General features: G+C 71.4%; 16 protein-coding genes. 11 read left to right on the forward strand and 5 right to left on the reverse strand.

The window, feature by feature from the left end; all coding sequences use genetic code 11:
* Window positions 1-1,317, reverse strand: coding sequence for a DUF4437 domain-containing protein (locus MUB56_RS12205; RefSeq protein ID WP_244932164.1), 1,317 nt, complete (start codon window positions 1,315-1,317; stop codon window positions 1-3).
* A gap of 39 nt (window positions 1,318-1,356) precedes the next feature.
* Complete coding sequence (locus MUB56_RS12210; protein ID WP_244932165.1) at window positions 1,357-2,904, reverse strand: AMP-binding protein; 1,548 nt, start codon at window positions 2,902-2,904, stop codon at window positions 1,357-1,359.
* A gap of 92 nt (window positions 2,905-2,996) precedes the next feature.
* Between MUB56_RS12210 and MUB56_RS12215 the strand changes: the two genes are divergently transcribed.
* From MUB56_RS12215 to MUB56_RS12235, 5 genes are all read left to right on the forward strand, one after another.
* Window positions 2,997-3,704 (forward strand): DsbA family oxidoreductase, encoded by a 708-nt coding sequence (locus MUB56_RS12215; protein ID WP_244932166.1) that lies wholly within the window; start codon window positions 2,997-2,999, stop codon window positions 3,702-3,704.
* A 44-nt stretch (window positions 3,705-3,748) separates the two neighbouring features.
* Window positions 3,749-4,609 carry an iron uptake transporter permease EfeU gene (gene efeU / locus MUB56_RS12220; RefSeq protein WP_244932167.1) on the forward strand — a complete coding sequence of 287 codons (861 nt, stop codon included), beginning with the start codon at window positions 3,749-3,751 and terminating at the stop codon, window positions 4,607-4,609.
* A complete protein-coding gene (gene efeO, locus MUB56_RS12225) occupies window positions 4,602-5,768 on the forward strand; it encodes an iron uptake system protein EfeO (protein WP_244932168.1) in 1,167 nt (388 codons plus the stop codon). Before efeU ends, efeO begins: the two co-directional genes overlap by 8 nt.
* Before the next feature lie 20 nt (window positions 5,769-5,788).
* Window positions 5,789-7,048 (forward strand): iron uptake transporter deferrochelatase/peroxidase subunit, encoded by a 1,260-nt coding sequence (gene efeB, locus MUB56_RS12230; RefSeq protein ID WP_244932169.1) that lies wholly within the window; start codon window positions 5,789-5,791, stop codon window positions 7,046-7,048.
* A 305-nt stretch (window positions 7,049-7,353) separates the two neighbouring features.
* Window positions 7,354-8,649: an HNH endonuclease signature motif containing protein gene (locus MUB56_RS12235; protein ID WP_244932170.1), complete on the forward strand. Its 1,296-nt coding sequence runs from the start codon at window positions 7,354-7,356 to the stop codon at window positions 8,647-8,649.
* A 167-nt stretch (window positions 8,650-8,816) separates the two neighbouring features.
* Here MUB56_RS12235 and MUB56_RS12240 read toward each other — a convergent pair whose 3' ends face one another.
* Window positions 8,817-9,353, reverse strand: a complete 537-nt coding sequence (locus MUB56_RS12240) for a GNAT family N-acetyltransferase (RefSeq protein WP_244932171.1) — start codon at window positions 9,351-9,353, stop codon at window positions 8,817-8,819.
* A gap of 63 nt (window positions 9,354-9,416) precedes the next feature.
* Here MUB56_RS12240 and MUB56_RS12245 point away from each other — a divergent pair, with 63 nt between their 5' ends.
* Together MUB56_RS12245 and MUB56_RS12250 are read left to right on the forward strand one after the other, a co-directional pair.
* Entirely contained in the window at window positions 9,417-9,872 is a 456-nt protein-coding gene (locus MUB56_RS12245) for a GNAT family N-acetyltransferase (RefSeq protein WP_244932172.1), read from the forward strand.
* Between the two features lie 18 nt (window positions 9,873-9,890).
* Complete coding sequence (locus tag MUB56_RS12250) at window positions 9,891-10,142, forward strand: MSMEG_6728 family protein (protein ID WP_244932173.1); 252 nt, start codon at window positions 9,891-9,893, stop codon at window positions 10,140-10,142.
* Here the strand turns inward: MUB56_RS12250 and MUB56_RS12255 are convergent.
* A complete protein-coding gene (locus tag MUB56_RS12255; protein WP_244932174.1) occupies window positions 10,073-11,662 on the reverse strand; it encodes an ABC-F family ATP-binding cassette domain-containing protein in 1,590 nt (529 codons plus the stop codon). The genes MUB56_RS12250 and MUB56_RS12255 overlap by 70 nt on opposite strands.
* A 275-nt stretch (window positions 11,663-11,937) precedes the next feature.
* Here MUB56_RS12255 and serA point away from each other — a divergent pair, with 275 nt between their 5' ends.
* The gene (gene serA, locus MUB56_RS12260) at window positions 11,938-13,524 is read left to right on the forward strand and encodes a phosphoglycerate dehydrogenase (RefSeq protein WP_244932175.1); all 1,587 of its coding nucleotides are present in this window, start codon (window positions 11,938-11,940) and stop codon (window positions 13,522-13,524) included.
* Between the two features lie 87 nt (window positions 13,525-13,611).
* Here the strand turns inward: serA and MUB56_RS12265 are convergent, their stop codons facing one another.
* Window positions 13,612-15,045, reverse strand: coding sequence for a PLP-dependent aminotransferase family protein (locus MUB56_RS12265; protein ID WP_244932176.1), 1,434 nt, complete (start codon window positions 15,043-15,045; stop codon window positions 13,612-13,614).
* Between the two features lie 61 nt (window positions 15,046-15,106).
* On the opposite strand from MUB56_RS12265, the gene MUB56_RS12270 reads away from it, so the two are divergent.
* From MUB56_RS12270 to MUB56_RS12280, 3 genes are all read left to right on the forward strand, one after another.
* Entirely contained in the window at window positions 15,107-15,766 is a 660-nt protein-coding gene (locus tag MUB56_RS12270; protein WP_244932177.1) for a hypothetical protein, read from the forward strand.
* A 20-nt stretch (window positions 15,767-15,786) separates the two neighbouring features.
* A complete protein-coding gene (locus tag MUB56_RS12275) occupies window positions 15,787-16,884 on the forward strand; it encodes an NAD(P)H-binding protein (RefSeq protein WP_244932178.1) in 1,098 nt (365 codons plus the stop codon).
* 215 nt (window positions 16,885-17,099) lie between these two features.
* Window positions 17,100-18,350, forward strand: coding sequence for a toxic anion resistance protein (locus MUB56_RS12280; RefSeq protein ID WP_244932179.1), 1,251 nt, complete (start codon window positions 17,100-17,102; stop codon window positions 18,348-18,350).
* Window positions 18,351-18,355: the final 5 nt, after the last annotated feature.

Genomic DNA, 18,355 nt, shown 5'->3' on the forward strand with positions numbered 1-18,355 from the left:
TCACATCCCGTCGCCGTCCCAGCGGCCGCGCGAGCGACTGCGGACGGGCAGCGAGGAGATGATCGGGGCGGGGATCGGGTCCCCGTTCTTCCAGGTGACGCGGGCGCCCCAGTTGTGGGCCAGCTCGCCGGTGCGCTCGTCGGGGTGCTCGACGTCCCTGCCGGCCCAGCCCCAGTCGAGGTTGATCGACTCGCGGGCCGGGGCCTCGTCGTGGCTGTGGTCATGACCGTGGTCGTGCGAGTGATCGTCGTGCGAGTGGTCGTGGTCGTGGGAGTGACCGTGGTCGTCGCCGTGACCGCCCTGCAGCGAGTCGGCGTCGGCCCGCTTCATCGCGGCGATGATCGCGCGGACCGAGGGGTCCAGGCCGGTGCCCTGGTGCTTGACCGGGGTGTTGTCCTGGCCCTGGTCGATCTGGAACTGCCACGAGGCGGTCATCTGCCGCATGTCCTCCTCGGTGCGCCACGGCTCGGCCAGGTCGTGGGTCGAGGACGACCAGCGCGTCGGCTGGTGCGGCTCCTCGTTGAGACCCTCCGGCGTGTAGTTGACGCCGTCGCCGCCCCAGCGGACCCACTCGTTCTGCGTGTACCAGTTCTTCAGCTCGCCGTCCGAGCGGAGCAGCCAGGTGGCGCCGCCCTCCATCGTCGTGAAGTGGCCGTGCTTCACCCGCGCCGGGCGGAAGAAGTAGGTGCCGAGGTCCAGGGTGCCGAAGTTGTACTCCATGTGGCCCTGGGTCGTGTACGCCTCCTCGTAGCAGGGGTGGTGCGCGAGGCGGTGGTCCGACCAGCCCTCCTGGGCGTGCACCAGCCGGGTGTAGAAGCCGGTGACCGGGTCGACGTGGAGGTACTTGATGAACAGGCCCGGCATCGGGCCCGGGTTGGGGACGGCGTCCCACTTCATCGCCTCGGAGTCGATCACGATGAGGTCCTCGCGGGCGTCGGCCCAGCGCTGGGCGCCACCGAGCGAGTCGACCGCGTCGAAGCCGGCGTCGCCGTACTCGCGGTAGTGCAGCAGCTTGGTGCCCTCGGCGACCTTCAGGTAGTCGACCGGCACCCCCTTCGGTGCGTAGAGGTAGCCGCCCTTGCCGATCTTCCGGCCGCCGTAGTCGATCTCGCCCTCGAGCACGTAGTACTCGGTGTTGGCGTGGTGGATGCCGGCGCTGCGGCCCCAGCCGGTGTGGAAGTCCACGCGCAGCGAGGAGGAGCCGTCCTCCTCGTCGACCGAGAGCCGGCGCTCGCTGGCCCGGCCTTCGCCGCCGGGCAGCTCGGCGCCGTGCCAGACGTAGTCGTCTTCCTGGATGAGCTCGACGTGGGGTCGCACGTGTTCCTCCGATGGTGGTGGTGAACGGGGTGGGGCAGGTCAGTTGGTGCTGGGTCCGTCGCGCAGCTCGCGCTTGAGGACCTTCCCGCTCGCGTTGCGGGGGAGCGCGCCGATGGCGGCCCAGTGGCGGGGGATCTTGTAGCCGGCGAGTCGGTCGCGGCAGTGGCTCGTCAGCTCGGCGGAGAGGGCGTCGTCGAGGGATCGGCCGTCGCGGAGCACGACGTACGCCGACACCTCCTCGCCCCAGGCCTCGCTCGGTACGCCGACGACCGCGGAGTCCGCGACCGCGGGGTGTGAGGCCAGCGCGTCCTCGATCTCGCGGGGGTAGACGTTGAGCCCGCCGGAGATGATCAGGTCCTTCTTGCGGTCGACGATGTGCACATAGCCCTCGTCGTCGCGGACCACGACGTCACCACAGGTGAGGAAGCCGTCCTCGGTGGTGCACTCGGCGGTGGCCTCGGGGTTGTCGTGGTAGCCGTTCATCAGGAACGGCGAGCGGCTGAAGAGCTCGCCCGGCTCGCCCGCCGCGACCGGGTTGCCCGCGTCGTCGACGACGCGCAGCTCGGTCATGAACCAGGCGTGGCCCACGGAGCCGGGCTTGCGGTCCTGGTCGGCCGGGCGGAGGTTGGTGATGATGCCCGCCTCGGTCGAGCCGTAGAGCTCGTGGATGCCGCGGCCCGGGAACTCGCTCATCACCCACTGCTTCAGCGGCCACGGCAGCGCGGCCGCGTTGAAGTAGAGGGTGTCGAGCGCGCCGAGGTCGTGCTTCGCGACCGCCCCCTCGCCGAGCCCGCGCAGCATCTGCGCGTGGGTCGGCACCAGGAACGTCGACTGCACCCGGTCCCGCTCCATCAGCGCGAGGAACTCCTCGGGGTCCCAGTGGGGGAGCATGGTGACGGTGCCGCCGGCGAAGACCGGCGCGTAGCCGAAGGCGAAGCCCGCGCCGTGGTACATCGGCGCGACCGCCGCGGACGTACGACCCGGACCGAGGCCCCACTCGAGCGCGCTGAGGTAGAACGTCAGCGCCCGGCTGCGGTGGGAGATGACGACGCCCTTGGGGCGGCCGGTCGTGCCCGAGGTGTAGGCGATGCAGAACGCGTCGAGCTCGTCGACCGCGACGCCGGGGTCGCGGGAGTCGGCGCGGGCCAGCTGAGTGTCGTAGTCGGGGCCGAGCTGGGTGCCGCCGATGCCGAGCACGACGAGGCCGAGGTCGGCGAGGTCGCCGGCGACCGCGGCGAGCGCGTCGTCGAGGACCAGGGCGCGGGCGCCCGAGTGCTCGAGGATGTAGCGGCTCTCGCCGGGCGTCAGGCGCGGGTTGAGCGGGACCATCACGAGTCCGGCCTTAGCGATCCCGGCGGCGATCTCGGGGTACTCCAACCGGTTGCCGAGCAGTACGGCGACCCGGTCGCCGGGGCGCAGGCCCCGGCCGAGCAGGTGCTGGCCGAGCCGGCTCGCGCGCTCGTCGAGCGCGGCGAAGCTCAGGCGGCGGTCGCCGTCGATGACGGCCGTGGCGGTGGGCGACGCGAGGGCGAACTCGCGGATGCCTCCGGCGATCGAGAGTCCGGCTCCACCAGGGCGGATCGGCATGCGTTGCTCCCTTCGACGGACGAGTTCCTAGAGAATATACGATATTGAGAACCTCGGGAATGGGGACACCCCCGTCCGCTGTTGACCTCCACATGCAGATCGAGATCTGGAGCGACGTCGTTTGTCCCTGGTGCTTCGTCGGCAAGCGCCGCCTCGAGCGGGCGCTGGCCGACTTCGAGCACCGTGACGACGTCGAGGTCGTCTACCGGTCCTTCGAGCTGGACCCGACCGCGCCCCACCACGGCCACGAGCTGACGACCGGCGTGATCGCGCGCAAGTACGGCCGCAGCGAGGACGAGATGCGCGACATGCAGCAGCAGCTCATCGACACCGCGGCCGCCGACGGCCTCGAGCTCCGGCTCTTCGAGAACGTCCACACCAACACCATCGACGCGCACCGGCTCCTCCACCTCGCGCTCGAGGCCGGCGGTCCGCCGCTCCAGCGGACGCTGAAGGAGGCGCTGCTGACGTCGTACTTCACCCGGGCCGAGGACGTCGGCGACCACGCCGTGCTGACCGCGACTGCGGTGGCCGCAGGCCTGGACGCCGACCGGGTCGCCGCCGTCCTCGCCTCCGAGGAGTACGCCGACGCGGTGGCCGCCGACATCGCCCAGGCGCGGGCGTACGGCGCCACCGGGGTGCCGTTCTTCGTGGTCGACCGGAAGTTCGGCGTCTCCGGCGCCCAGCCCAGCGAGGTCTTCGCCCAGGTCCTCGACCGGGCCTGGACCGAGGCGCACCCGGTGTTGCTGACCGTCGGCGGCGACGCCGACGCGTGCGGTCCGGACGGGTGCTCGATCTAACAAAGGTTAGGCAGTCCTAAACGGACGGCGTACGATCTCGGTTCGTGCTCGCCAACTATCTGATCGGCCTCCGCGAGGGCCTCGAGGCCGGCCTGGTGGTCAGCATCGTGGTGGCGTACCTGGTCAAGACCGACCGGCGTCACCTGCTCCCGCGGATCTGGGCGGGGGTCGCGCTCGCCGTCGCGGTGAGCCTCGCCTTCGGAGCGGCGCTGACCTACGGTCCGCAGACGCTGACCTTCGAGGCGCAGGAGCTGATCGGCGGGTCGCTCTCGATCGTCGCGGTCGGCTTCGTGACCTACATGATCTTCTGGATGGCCCAGGCCGCGCGCAGCCTTTCGGGCGAGCTGCGCGGACGCATCGACGTCGCCGCCGAGGGCGGTCGCTGGTCGCTCGTCGTCGTCGCCGTGCTCGCCGTCGGCCGGGAGGGCCTGGAGACCGCGCTCTTCCTGTGGTCCGCGACCCGCGCCGGCACCCGCGACGCGGGCGGGGTCGCGCCGCCGACCTGGGAGCCGCTGCTCGGTGCGGGGCTCGGCATCGCGACGGCCGTCGTACTGGCCTGGCTGATCTACCGCGGCGCGGTCTCGATCAACCTCTCGCGCTTCTTCACCTGGACCGGCGCGTTCCTGATCATCGTGGCCGCCGGGGTGCTGGCGTACGGCGTCCACGACCTGCAGGAGGCCGGTGTGCTGCCCGGTCTGCACAACCTGGCCTTCGACGTCTCGGACACCGTCGACGTCAACAGCTGGTACGGCGCGCTGCTGAAGGGCGTCTTCAACTTCTCCCCGGCCACCACGTGGCTGGAGGCCGCGGCCTGGCTCCTGTACGCCGTGCCGGTCATGACCCTGTTCGTCCTCGGCGTCCGACGCCGTTCCACTCCCATCGAGAGAGAAACAGCCGATGCGTAAAGCGATCCTCGTGACCAGCCTGCTGGTCGCGATCCCGGCCCTCGCGGCCTGCGCCGAGAACACCGACGGCGCGAGCGGCGACCCCGACGACCCCCGGTCGCTGACGGTGGCCTCCTCGGCGGAGGCCTGCGAGCTCTCGGCCACCGAGGCTCCGGCCGGCACGCTCACCTTCGACGTCACCAACACCGGTGACCAGGTCACGGAGTTCTACCTGCTCGGGGACGACGGCCTGCGGATCGTCGCCGAGGTCGAGAACGTCGGCCCGAACATCAGCCGCAAGCTCACCGTCAACGCCCCGGCCGGCGAGTACGTCACCGCCTGCAAGCCCGGCATGACCGGCGACGGCATCCGCGACGCCTTCACGGTGACCGACTCCGAGGAGGAGGTGAAGGTCTCCACCGACGAGCAGGAGCTGATCACCCAGGCGCAGACCAACTACGCCGCCTACGTCCAGGACCAGTCCGACCAGCTGCTGGTCAAGACCCGCGAGTTCGTCGAGCTGTACGAGGGCGGCGAGGACGACGCCGCCCGTGCCCTCTACGCGGTGGCGCGCACCCACTGGGAGCGGATCGAGACGGTCGCTGAGTCCTTCGGCGACCTCGACCCGATGATGGACGCCCGCGAGGCCGACCTCGAGCCCGGTCAGAAGTGGACCGGCTGGCACAGGATCGAGAAGGACCTCTGGCCGGCGCGCGCCGAGAAGTACCAGGCGCTGACGCCCGAGGAGCGGGCGACGTACGCCCAGGACCTGCTGGCGAACACCGAGACCCTGGACACCCGGATCCAGGAGCTGGAGTTCACCGTCGACCAGATCGCCAACGGCTCGCGCGGCCTGCTCGAGGAGGTCGCCACCGGCAAGGTGACGGGCGAGGAGGAGTACTGGTCGCGCACCGACCTGTGGGACTTCCAGGCCAACGTGGACGGCGCCAAGGTCGGCTACGAGGGCGTCCGCCCGCTGGTCGAGCAGAAGGACCCCGAGCTCGCCGAGCAGCTCGACGCCCGGTTCGCCGAGCTCCAGGAGCTCCTCGACGCGCAGCGCTCCGGCGACGGGTTCGTGTTCTACGACGACCTGACCCCCGAGCAGGTCAAGGCGCTCTCGGACGCGGTCAACGCGCTGTCCGAGCCGCTCTCGAAGCTGACCGCTGCGGTGCTCTCCTGAGCGAGGCGGATGATGGTGTCGTGACCCGATTCTCTCGTCGTGGCCTCCTCGGCGGCGGTGCTGCCGCCGCCGGGGTGGCCGGTGCGTTCGTGGCCGGCCGCGCGTCGGACGCGGCTCCCTCAGCCGACGGGCCGGCGCGGGCCAAGGTGTATCCCTTCCGCGGCGAGCACCAGGCCGGCATCGACACCCCCGTCCAGGACCGGCTGCACTTCGCGGCCTTCGACGTACGCACCGACTCCCGCGAGGAGCTGGTCGAGCTGCTGCAGGCGTGGACCGAGGCGGCCGAGCGGATGACCCGGGGCGGCCCGGCCGGCGAGATCGGACCGGTCGAGGGTGCGACCAACCTGCCGCCCGACGACACCGGCGAGGCGATCGGGCTGCCGGCGGGCGGGCTGACCATCACGTTCGGCTTCGGGCCGTCGCTGTTCCGCGACGCCGACGGGCGGGACCGGTTCGGGATCGCCGAGCGGCTGCCCGAGGCGCTGCAGCGGCTACCGCACTTCCCGGCCGACAACCTCGACCCGGCCCGCTCCGACGGCGACCTGTGCATCCAGGCCTGCGCCGACGACCCGCAGGTCGCCGTGCACGCCATCCGCAACCTCGCCCGGATCGGGTTCGGCACGGTCGCGGTGCGCTGGTCACAGCTCGGCTTCGGCCGCACCTCGACCACGTCGGTGGGGGAGGAGACGCCGCGCAACCTGTTCGGCTTCAAGGACGGCACCGCCAACGTGAAGTCCTCGGAGGCCGCGGCCCTCGCCGAACACGTGTGGGTCGGCGCAGGTGACGACCCGCGAGGTGCCTGGCTGGCCGGCGGCTCCTACCTCGTCGCGCGCCGGATCAACATGACCATCGAGGTCTGGGACCGCCAGCCCCTCGGCGACCAGGAGAACTTCGTCGGCCGCACCAAGGCCACCGGCGCCCCGCTCTCGGGCGGCAAGGAGCACACGCAGCCGGACTTCGACCTGCCCGGATCGAACGGGCCGGCCATCCCCGTCGACGCCCACGTCCGCGTCGTACACCCCGACCTCCACGACGGCGCCCGGATGCTGCGCCGCGGCTACAACTTCGTCGACGGCTCCGACGCCCTCGGCGGGCTGAACGCCGGCCTGTTCTTCATCGCCTACGTCCGCGACCCCCGCACGCACTTCATCCCCATCCAGAACGCGATGTCCACCAGCGACGCGCTGATGGAGTACCTCAAGTTCACCGGCTCCGCCCTCTTCGCCGTCCCGCCCGGCGTGGCCCCGGGGGAGTACGTCGGCCAGTCGCTCTTCGCCTGACCCGGTGATCGAGCAGGAAGGCGCTCTGCGCCCGACCGGTGATCGAGCAGGAAGGCGCGCAGCGCCTGACGTTGTCGAGATCCAGTGAGCTTCCATATGGCGTCGGGTACGGCGGTGGGTTGCGGTCTCCGCTCGGCACCAGGTTGGTTCGAAGACGTTCAATGAAATAAGGGGCTCGTCGTTCGCAGCACTCGTCGTACCTGGTCGCGGCTGCTGGTCGGCTTACGGTTGCTTCGGGTCGACCGTCGTGGTCACCGCTGTGGAAGAACACCCGGACTGTCGGTGGCCTCGAATACATTACTGGTATGGCCAACGGTGAGCTCCACGACTGCGACGACGCATCCGCGTTGCTCGCGTTCGCGCGCGCCGAACGGCAGGCCGAGGCCCGGGCCGCTGCGAATCTGTTGGCGTCCGCGGTGGCCTGGGCGGCGATGCACTCCACCGACTCTCTCGACGAGGCTGCGGTGACCTTCTTCGGTGCGCAGGACGCGGTCACCATCGCCGGAGAGGGTGCCCCGTTGGTGGCGGAGTTCAGTGTGTTGGAGTTCGCCGCTGCGCTGGGACTCTCTACCGATGCTGGGCGGATCTACCTCGGGGATGCGGTCGAGCTCGCGCACCGGTTGCCGAGGATCTACGGCCGGGTCCAAGCGCTGGACCTGCCGGCGTGGAAGGCGCGGCGGATCGCGAAGTCCACCGTCGACCTCCCCATGCAGGGTGCGGCCTATGTGGACGCGCACCTGCACGCGGTGGCGCACAAGGTCTCGATCGCCCAGCTCGACCGGACGGTCGAGGAGGCGCGGGTGACGTACGACCCGGCCGAGGCGAAGGCGCGGTGGGAGGCGTCGTTCGAGAAGCGGCACTTCGACATCGAGTCCCAGCAGGTCTCCTTCGACGGCACCGTCGACGTCCACGGCACCCTGGATCTGGCCGACGCCCTCGACCTGGAGGACGCCGTCGCCCGCCGCGCCCGCGAGCTCGGCCAGCTCGGCCTCGACGTGCCGGTCGACATCCGCCGCTCGATCGCGGTCGGCGACCTGGCCCGTCGCCAGCTGTCGTTGGAGTTGAACACCGGGGAGCCCGACGACCGGCAGCGGAAGCGGCCGCGGCAGGTGGTCCTGCACGTGCACCTCTCCGAAGCCGCGCTCGCCGGGGCCGGGAGCGACCTGCACCTGGCGCGCGTGGAGGAGACCCGTTCGTTCGTTTCGGCCGACCAGGTAAGGACCTGGTGCGCCAACGGCGACACGCAGGTGGTCGTGAAGCCGGTCATCGACCTGGCTGGTCACGTCCACGTGGACGCCTACGAGACCCCGGACCGGCTCCGCGAACGCCAGGTGCTGCTGCAGCACTCGTGTGTGTTCCCGTGGTGTCGCAAGCCGGCCCGTCGGTGCGACTGCGACCACATCGACCCCGCCGCCCGCGGCGGACCCACCTGTGACTGCAACATCGCCCCGCTCTGCCGCCGGCACCATCGGGCCAAGACCCACACCAGGTGGCGTTACGACAAGCTCGACGACACCAGCTTCGTGTGGCGAAGCCCGAACGGTCTGGTCTTCAGACGCGACCACCTCGGCACCATCTCGCTCGACACCCTGCGGTCCTGACGACAAGCGGCACAGCACCGCCCGTCGGGGCTACAGTCGCGCCCCGGTCGTTCTCCCCGGTGCCGTGCCCTCAGCTGCGGTCCACCCAGCACCGGCTCCCGCCACTCGCGCCAGCCGGCGGCTCGGGATCAGCCCAGGCGACGTGGGTGCTCAGCCTGCTGACCTGATCAGCCCTGAGCGGCCCGCCACTCCTCGGCGGTGATGCCGAAGAGGGCGGACGGGCCGTCGTACCACCGCTCGACGACGCCGCGGTCGCTCATCCCGATCCGTTGCATCACGCCCTGCGACGGGTAGTTGTCGGTATGCGACACCGCGAGGATCTCCGGCAGTCCCGCGTCGAAGCCGTGCGCCAGCACCGCGCGGGCGGCCTCGCTCGCGTAGCCGTGACCCCAGGAGTCCGGGTGCAGGTGCCAGCCGATCTCGACCTCGCCGGCCTCGGCGTTGGGCAGGGTGACCAGCAGCACCGAGCCCGCGACGATGCCGGTCGCGCGCACCTCGACCGCCCAGAAGCCGAGCGGCGGGTGGGCGGATCGCTCGGCGTACCGGTCGACGCGCTGGTGCGCCTCGTCGAGGTCCTTCATCAGCACCGGCTCGCCGTCGCCCAGCCACTTCACGACCTCGATCCGGCTCTGGATGTCGAGCACGCGGTCGGCGTCGTCGTGGGTCCAGGGGCGGATCAGCAGGCGGTCGGTCTCGAGGTGCACCCGGGGAGCCTCGCACGGGAAATGGCCGAGACGCATCCGACTTCTCGGTGCCAGGATCCCGCTATGACCACCGCCTGGCTGCCCACCGACTGGCAGCACCCCACCCGCGTCGAGCTGTCGACCGGCCACCATCTCCGGCCGATCCACGCCGACGACACCGAGCTCGACATGCCGGCCGTGATGGGTTCGCGCGAGCGGCTCTGGTCGATCTACGGCGAGGCCTGGGGCTGGCCGCCCGAGACGATGACCGCCGAGCAGGACCGCGCGGACCTGCAGCATCACTGGGACGAGATCCAGGCCCACGAGTCCTTCAACTACGCACTCTTCGACGCCGCCGAGACCGAGTTGATCGGCTGCGTCTACATCGACCCGTCCAACCGGCCCGACGCCGACGCGGTGATCTCGTGGTGGGTGCGGGACGAGTACGTCGAGTCGCCCGTCGAGGCCGCTCTCGACGAGCTGGTGCCGCGCTGGATCTCCGAGGACTGGCCGCTCGAGGCGCCGTACTTCGGCATCTGATCGGGCACCGGGGGGCAGGTGCAGACCTTCCTCCCGTACGCCGACTTCGAGGCGTCCGCCCGGGCCCTCGACGCCAGACGGCTCGGCAATGAGCGGGTCGAGTGCCTCCAGGTCGTTCGCGGCCTGACCGTGCCCGGCTACGGCTGGCGGCACCACCCGGCGGTGAAGATGTGGCGGGGCCACCTCGAGGCGCTCGGCCGCTACTCGCTCACCTGCTGTGCGGTCTGGACCGAGACCGGACGCGCGGACACCTGCGCCACCGCGTCCTGAGACGGGTCCAGGTCGAGCACCCGCTCCACGCCGATCTCCTCCAGGAACCCCGCGTCGTGGCTCACGACCACCAGCGCGCCGCGGTAGGAGTCGAGCGCCGAGACCAGGGCGTCGTACGACGCGAAGTCGAGGTTGTTGGTCGGCTCGTCGAGCAGCAGCAGCTGCGGCGCCGGGTCGGCCAGGAGCAGCGCGGCCAGCGTCGCCCGGAACCGCTCTCCGCCCGACAGCGCGCCCACCTGCTTGTCCGCGGCCCGGCCACGGAACAGAAACCGCGCCAGCCGCGACCGGACCTCGGTGCGGTCGGCGCCGGGGGCGCGCGCGGCGACGTTCTCGGCGACGGTGAGGTCGTCGTCCAGCAGGTCGAGCCGCTGGGAGAGGTGGCCGACCGGCACCCGGGCCCGCCCGACCAGCATGTTCAGCAGGGTGGTCTTGCCGGAGCCGTTCGGGCCGACGATCCCCACCCGGTCGGGGCCGTTGATCTCCAGCTCGCCGCCGGCCAGCACCACCCGCCCGCGCGGCACCTCGGTGCCGGGCAGGTCGATGCGGATCTCACGGTCCTCGCGCAGCCGGGACTCGGCGACGTCGAGCCGGTCCTGCGCCGCGTCGAGCCGCTCCTCGTGCACCCGGCGGTACTTCGCCGCCGACTGCTCGGCCGCGTTCCGCTTCATGCCCGCGACGATCTTCGGGATCCCGCCGGCCAGCTGCGCCTGCCGGCCCTGTCGCCGCCGTTGGGCCAGCACCCGCTCGGCCTCGACCCGGTCGGACCGCTGCTTGCGCAGGTCGGCCCGCGCGGTGCTCACCGCCTGCTCGGCGGCGCCCTGCTCGGCCGCCACCTGGGCGGCGTACGACGAGAAACCGCCGCCGTACCACCGCACCGACCCGCCACGCAGGTCCCCGATCCGGTCCACCCGCTCCAACAGCTCCCGATCGTGGCTGACCACCAGCAGGGTGCGGGGCCAGGTCTCGACGAGGTCGTACAGCTGCTCGCGCGCGGCGCGGTCGAGGTTGTTGGTCGGCTCGTCCAGCAGCAGTACGTCGGGCCGCCGGATCAGCAGCCGCGCCAGGCCGAGCCGGGTGGCCTCGCCGCCGGACACCTCGCCGATCCGGCGGTCCAGCAGGTCGCCGGGCAGCCCGAGCCGCTCGAGCTCGGCGACCGCCCGCTCCTCGACGTCCCAGTCGTCGCCGATGACGTCGTACAGGTGGGGGTCGGTGTCGCCGGACTCGACGGCCCGCAACGCGCGTCGGGCCGCCCCGACGCCGAGGAACTCCTCGACCGGCTGGGCCACGTCGAGGGTCAGGTCCTGGGGCAGGTAGCCGACCTCGCCGGACACCCGGAGGTGCCCGGAGGTGGGGGAGAGGACGCCGGCGACGAGCTGGAGCAGCGTCGACTTGCCGGAGCCGTTGACCCCGACCAGGCCGGCCCGACCGGCGGGGACCAGCAGGTCGAGGTCGGTGAGGACCGGGGTGCCGTCGGGCCAGGCGAAGCCGACGGAGGACAGGGTGATCGCAGCGGACTGCACGGGTGCTCCTGGGAGGTCTGAGAGAGGTACGCCGGGTGCGCGCGGACGCGCTCGGAACCGGGCGTGAGGACTTCCTCAGAGGAGCAACGGGACCTGCCGATGGGAGGCGATAGGACTCCGTCACGGTAGGCCGTTGGCGATTCAGGTGCCACCGAATATCTCGGGTAGTGTGGCGATCGGCACAGCGTCGTGCACGATCGCCCCGGCCGGATCCAGCAAGAGGCCGGCGAGGCGTTCCCGTCACTTCCCGATCGACCTGTTGAAGGACATCCGCTGTGAGCAAGCCCGTCGTACTCATCGCCGAAGAGCTGAGCCCCGCCACCGTCGAGGCGCTCGGCCCGGACTTCGAGATCCGGAACTGCAACGGCGCCGACCGCGCCGAGCTGATCCCCGCGATCGCGGACGTCGACGCGATCCTGGTCCGCTCCGCCACCAAGGTGGACGCCGAGGCCCTGGCCGCCGCCAAGAAGCTGAAGGTCGTCGCCCGCGCCGGCGTCGGCCTGGACAACGTCGACGTCAAGGCCTCGACCCAGTCCGGCGTGATGGTCGTGAACGCGCCGACCTCGAACATCGTCTCGGCCGCCGAGCTCGCCGTCGCGCTGATGCTCGCCGCCGCCCGCCACGTCTCGCCGGCGCACGCCGCGCTGAAGAACGGCGAGTGGAAGCGGTCGAAGTACACCGGCATCGAGCTCTACGAGAAGACCGTCGGCATCGTCGGTCTCGGCCGGATCGGCGTCCTGGTCGCGCAGCGGCTGAGCGCCTTCGGCATGAAGGTCATCGCGTACGACCCCTACGTGCAGGCCGGTCGCGCCGCGCAGATGGGCGTCCGCCTGGTCGACCTCGACACCCTGCTCGCGGAGTCCGACTTCATGTCGGTCCACCTGCCCAAGACGCCCGAGACGATCGGCCTGATCGGCGCCGAGCAGCTGGCCAAGGCCAAGCCGCAGCTGGTGCTCGTCAACGCCGCCCGCGGCGGCATCGTCGACGAGGCCGCGCTGTACGACGCGCTCAAGACCGGTCGGATCGCCGCCGCCGGCCTCGACGTGTTCGCCAAGGAGCCGTGCACCGACAGCCCGCTCTTCGAGCTCGAGAACGTCGTCGCCACCCCCCACCTCGGTGCCTCCACCGACGAGGCCCAGGAGAAGGCCGGCATCGCCGTCGCCAAGTCGGTGCGCCTCGCGCTCTCCGGCGAGCTGGTCCCCGACGCGGTCAACGTCCAGGGCGGCGTGATCGCCGAGGACGTGCGTCCCGGCATCCCGCTCACGGAGAAGCTCGGTCGCGTCTTCACCGGTCTCGCCGGCGAGGTCGCCCAGCAGCTCGACGTCGAGGTCCGCGGCGAGATCACCGAGTTCGACGTCAAGGTGCTCGAGCTGGCCGCCCTCAAGGGCGTCTTCAGCGACATCGTCGAGGAGCAGGTCTCCTACGTGAACGCGCCGCTGCTGGCGGCCGAGCGCGGCACCGCCGTACGCCTGGTCACCGAGGGCGAGAGCCCCGACCACCGCAACCTGATCACGCTGCGCGGCACCCTCGCCGACGGCTCGCAGGTCTCGGTCAGCGGCACCCTGGTCGGCATCAACCAGCGCGAGCGGCTGGTCGAGATCAACGGCTTCGACGTCGACATCGAGCCCACCGACCACCTGGCGTTCCTGACCTACAGCGACCGTCCGGGCATGGTCGGCACCGTCGGCCAGATCCTCGGCGACGCACAGGTCAACATCGCCGGCATGCAGGTCGCCCGCGACGCCAAGGGCGGTCAGGCGCTGGTCGCCCTGTCGGTCGACTCGGCCATCCCGGCCGACGTGCTGACCGAGATCCAGTCCGCCATCGACGCCACCTCGGTGCGCGCCGTCAGCCTGGTCTGAGCACGTGCTGGCGGGGTAGTCCGTCACACCTGGGCGGGTTCTCCGATTATCGGACCCCTGGTGTGACGGACTATCCCGCCAGTTCTCTCAAGCCACCATCACCCGACCGGCAGTCCGGTCGACAGGGGTACGACGCTCGCGGACGACCGCCCACGCCTCGGCCAGCCGGCGTACAGCCTCCTCGAGCTCGGCGGCCGGGCGGGTCCAGGGGATCCGGACGAAGCGGTCGAGTCCTCCGCCCACCGCGAACATCGGCCCCGGGGCGACGATCACGCCTCGACGCTCGGCCTCGGCGGTGAGGGCGGTCGCGTGCGGGGCGGGCAGCTCGCACCAGAGCGCGAGCCCGCCGGTCGGCAGCCGGAAGGTCCACTCGGGCAGCTGCTCGCGCACCGCCGCGGCTAGGGCGTCGCGCTGCTCGCGCAGCCGCATCAGGTGCTCGGGCAGCACTGGCCCGGAGGCGAGCAGCCGGGTCAGCACCAGCTGCTCCAGCACCGGTGCGCCCAGGTCGAGTGCGACCCGCGCCCGGGTCAGCCGCTCCATCAGGCCGTGCGGCGCCCGGATCCAGCCCAGTCGCAGGCCGCCCCAGAAGCTCTTGCTCGCCGACCCGATCGTCACCGTCTCCGAGGAGTACGACGCGAACGGTCGTGGCATCTCCTGCCCGTCGAGGGCCAGTGCCTGGTGTGCCTCGTCGACCACCGCGACGGTGTGCGTGCTCCGCAGCGCGGCGGCGTACTCCTCGCGCTGAGCGTCGCTCATCACGTGGCCGGTGGGGTTCTGGAAGTCGGGGATCAGGTAGGCCATCGTCGGCGCCGACTGCCGCAGCGTCGCCGCGATCGCGGCCAGGTCCCAGCCGCCCGGGTCGACGGTCGCCTCGACCAGCCGAGCCCCGCTGAGCCGGATCGCCTCGGTCGCGTTCGGGTAGACCGGCGACTCGACCAGGGCCCGGTCGCCGCTGCCGGTGAGCGCCCGCGCGACCACCGCCGCGGCCGAGAGCGCGCCGGCCGTGACCATGATCTGCGCCGGGTCGGTCGGCAGCCCGCGGTCGTCGTACGTCCGGGCGATCGCGGCCTGCAGCTCCGGCAGGCCGGCGGGGAAGTAGCCGTGCCCGCCGAGGTACGCCGGCAGCTGGGCGGCCGCCTCGGCGTACGCCGTCACCAGGCCGGGAGGCGCGGACGCGGCGGCGCAGTTGAGGTCGATGGCGTCCAGGTCGCCGGGCCGGGGGAGCAGGGCCCGGTCGTGGGCGCGCTCCCGGCCGCCGGGCACCCGGGTGAACGTGCCGGCGCCCTGCCGTGCCTCGGCGTACCCGGCGTCGCGCAGTACGGCGTACGCCCGGGTCACGGTGGTGCGCGAGACGCCGAGCACCTCGGTCAGCTCGCGCTCGCTCGGCAGCCGTACGTCGGCCGGGATCCGGCCGTCACCGATGAGCAGGACGAGCTCGTCGGCGAGGCCGGCGTACGCCGGGCTGCGGTCGAAGGCGCCGGCGAGGGTGGCCACCCTCGCGGCGGAGACTGACGGGGGCATGCAGGCCACTCTTCCAGGATTGGCTATTCAGGACCAGTCCAATCCGGCCGAGACTGGGACCATGAGCAGCACCACCGCGCCTCGGGCGCGGCCCACCCTCGCCGAGCTCGGCCCGATCGCCCAGCTCCGCGCCGGTCGACTCGGTCGCCGGCTCCCGCAGCTGTCCGTCGGCCTGGTGGCGTACGGCGTCTCGCTCGGGCTGATGGTGCGCGGCGACCTCGGTCTCGCGCCCTGGGACGTGCTGCACTCCGGCCTGATCCGGCACGTGCCGCTGACCCTCGGCCAGGCCGTCGTGGTGATGAGCTTCGTGGTGCTGCTCGCGTGGATCCCGCTGCGCGAGCGGCCGGGTCTCGGCACCATCGCCAACGCGTTCGTCGTCGGGCTCTCGGCCGACGCGACCCTGTGGCTGCTGGACCGCCCCGACGCCCTGGCGCTGCGCATCGCGCTGATGCTCGGCGGGATCGTGCTCTGCGGGCTCGCCACCGCCATGTACATCGGCGCCCAGCTCGGCCGCGGCCCGCGCGACGGCCTGATGACCGGCCTCGCGCGGCGCACCGGGGGATCGCTCCGGGTGGTGCGCACCGGCCTCGAGGTCGCGGTCGTGGTGGTCGGCCTGCTGCTCGGCGGGACCCTCGGCCTCGGCACCGTCCTGTACGCCGTCGCGATCGGGCCGCTCACCCAGCTCTGGCTTCCTGCCTGGACCGTCCGCCTCCCCGAGTAGATCGTGTATATGATCTATTCATGGCCTACAGCACGATCACGAACCTCGACGTCGCCGCCGCGCAGCAGCACAGCCACGAGCTGATCAACCGCCTGCACGCGACCGAGTCCACGACCTATGTCACCGGCCCCACGGGCTCGGGCAGCGGCGAGCGGGTGCTCGTGCTGGGCGGCACCGGCTACATCGGTCGCGCCCTGGTGCCCGAGCTCGCCCGACGCGGCTACCGGCCGGTCGTGCTGGCCCGCAGAGCCGAGACCAAGAACGAGGCCGAGTACGCCGATGCCGAGGTCGTCGTCGGTGACCCGACGATCGCCGCCGACGTGCTGAGCGCGGTCGCCGCCGCGCCGACCGCCGTGGTGATCTCGCTGCTCAGTGGCCGTCGCCCCAACGACGCCGAGGAGTGCCGGGTCGTCGACCACGAGGCGGTCGTCAACGGCATCAAGGCGGCCGTCGCCCACGACGTACGGCAGTTCATCCAGATCAGCGACTTCGGCGCCTACCGGCCCGAGCTGATCCCGCAGGTCTACAAGCTCCAGGTCGAGGGCGAGCTGATGGGCCAGCACCACGGCCGGCTGCCGTGGACGATCGTGCGCCCGACGGCGTACTTCCCCTACCTGTCCGCGACCTTCGGCGACGTCAAGAACGGCCTCGCCTACCGGATCTTCGACCACGGCGAGTACAGCGTGGTCAACCCGATCGCCCGCGAGGACCTCGCGGAGTTCATCGTCAACCAGGTCCTCAACGAGGACGCCCTCGGCCGGGTGCTGCCCGTCGGCGGCCCGTGGAGCGCCGACAACACCGTCACCCTCAAGGGCGCCGGCGAGATGATGTTCGACGTCACCGGCCGCGACCCGCAGTGGGAGGTCGTGACCATGAGGACCTGGGACAAGAAGATCGCCCGGCTCACCCGACTCGGCAAGGTCAGCAAGCAGCTCAAGCCGGTCGCGTACTACCTCGAGGCGGCGAAGTACTGGTCCGTGGTCGACCACGTCGCCCCGGTGTACGGCGAGCGCACGCTGCGTGGCTTCATGGAGAAGCTCAAGGACCGGGAGTTCCCGACCGGCAGCTTCCGGGAGCGGATGAAGAACGGCACGAACGTCATGCCGACCGACGTCTGAGTGAGCGCCCCCCGGCCTGAGCTTGCGAAGGCCGGGGACCGGGCGCCAGGTCGAGTAGCCGCGCGAGCGAGGAACGAGCTCGCGACCGGCGTATCGAGACCCTGAACGTCCGAGGGACGAGCTCGCGACCGGCGTATCGAGACCAAGATTGAGGGACGTGTCAGACTGCGCGCATGCGGCTCGCAGGAGCCACCGATGTCGCCCGGGAGATGCCCATGACCACACCTGCTGGAGAACCTGACGCCGGCGCGGCCGCCGTCGCGCCGCTGGCGCCGCCGGAGCCCGTCCTCACGCTGACCGCGCCCGAGGCCCCCGCCCCGGTCGCCGCCACCGCCGCGCCCAAGATGGCACCCCAGGTCTCGGCCGAGGTGCTGCCGGAGCTGGACGCCAAGGTCGAGTCCTTCCTCAGCGCGCTCGGGACCAGCCAGGCCGGCAGCCCGGAGTTCGCGGCCCAGGCCGAGAGCGTGCGCACCATGGGCGACGCCGACATCCGCAAGGCCGCCGAGACGTCCAACCGGATGCTCGAGCAGCCGGTGCGGGCCCTGAAGGAGGGCGGCATCGCCCAGGGCTCCGAGGTCGGCAAGACGCTGCTGGAGCTGCGCCGTACGGTCGAGGACCTCGACCCGAGCGAGGCGACCGGCTCCAAGAAGCTGCTCGGTTTCCTGCCCTTCGGCGACAAGGTGACCGACTACTTCCGCAAGTACCAGTCGGCGCAGTCGCAGCTCAACGGCATCCTGCACAGCCTGCGCAACGGCCAGGACGAGCTGACCAAGGACAACGTCGCCCTCAACCTGGAGAAGGCCAACCTGTGGGCGACCATGGGCCGGCTCAACCAGTACGTCTACGTCGCCGAGCGGCTCGACGCGAAGCTCGCGGCCCGGATCGCCGAGCTGGAGCTCTCCGACCCCGAGGCGGCCAAGGCGCTCAGCCAGGACGTGCTGTTCTACGTCCGCCAGAAGCACCAGGACCTGCTGACCCAGCTCGCGGTCTCGATCCAGAGCTACCTCGCGATCGACATCATCATCAAGAACAACATCGAGCTCATCAAGGGGGTCGACCGGGCGTCCACGACCACGATCTCGGCCCTGCGCACCGCCGTCATCGTCGCCCAGGCCCTCGGCAACCAGAAGCTGGTCCTCGACCAGATCACGGCGCTGAACACCACCACGTCCGGGATGATCCAGCGCACCTCCGAGATGCTCCGCGAGAACTCCGCGGCCATCCAGGAGCAGGCCGCGTCCTCGACGATCGGCATGGAGCAGCTGCAGGCGGCCTTCCAGAACATCTACGCCACCATGGACTCCATCGACGAGTTCAAGCTGAAGGCGCTGGACTCGATGGCTCAGACGATCGGGGTCCTCGGGGCCGAGGTCGACAAGTCGAAGGCCTACCTGGACCGGGTCCAGGCCCACGACGCGCGCAACGCGGCGGGCTCCCTGGACCTCTCCACGCTGCCGACCCGCTGAGGCGC

It is taken from the genome of Nocardioides sp. W7 (genome assembly GCF_022919075.1).
GTDB lineage: Bacteria > Actinomycetota > Actinomycetes > Propionibacteriales > Nocardioidaceae > Nocardioides.

Excerpts from the sequence above, each read along its gene's own strand:
- MUB56_RS12210 (WP_244932165.1), bottom strand. The coding sequence starts at position 2,904 with ATGCCGATCCGCCCTGGTGGAGCCGGACTCTCGATCGCCGGAGGCATC.
- MUB56_RS12215 (WP_244932166.1), top strand. The coding sequence starts at position 2,997 with ATGCAGATCGAGATCTGGAGCGACGTCGTTTGTCCCTGGTGCTTCGTC.
- efeO (WP_244932168.1), top strand. The coding sequence starts at position 4,602 with ATGCGTAAAGCGATCCTCGTGACCAGCCTGCTGGTCGCGATCCCGGCC.
- MUB56_RS12235 (WP_244932170.1), top strand. The coding sequence starts at position 7,354 with ATGGCCAACGGTGAGCTCCACGACTGCGACGACGCATCCGCGTTGCTC.
- MUB56_RS12245 (WP_244932172.1), top strand. The coding sequence starts at position 9,417 with ATGACCACCGCCTGGCTGCCCACCGACTGGCAGCACCCCACCCGCGTC.
- MUB56_RS12265 (WP_244932176.1), bottom strand. The coding sequence starts at position 15,045 with ATGCCCCCGTCAGTCTCCGCCGCGAGGGTGGCCACCCTCGCCGGCGCC.
- MUB56_RS12270 (WP_244932177.1), top strand. The coding sequence starts at position 15,107 with ATGAGCAGCACCACCGCGCCTCGGGCGCGGCCCACCCTCGCCGAGCTC.
- MUB56_RS12275 (WP_244932178.1), top strand. The coding sequence starts at position 15,787 with ATGGCCTACAGCACGATCACGAACCTCGACGTCGCCGCCGCGCAGCAG.
- MUB56_RS12280 (WP_244932179.1), top strand. The coding sequence starts at position 17,100 with ATGACCACACCTGCTGGAGAACCTGACGCCGGCGCGGCCGCCGTCGCG.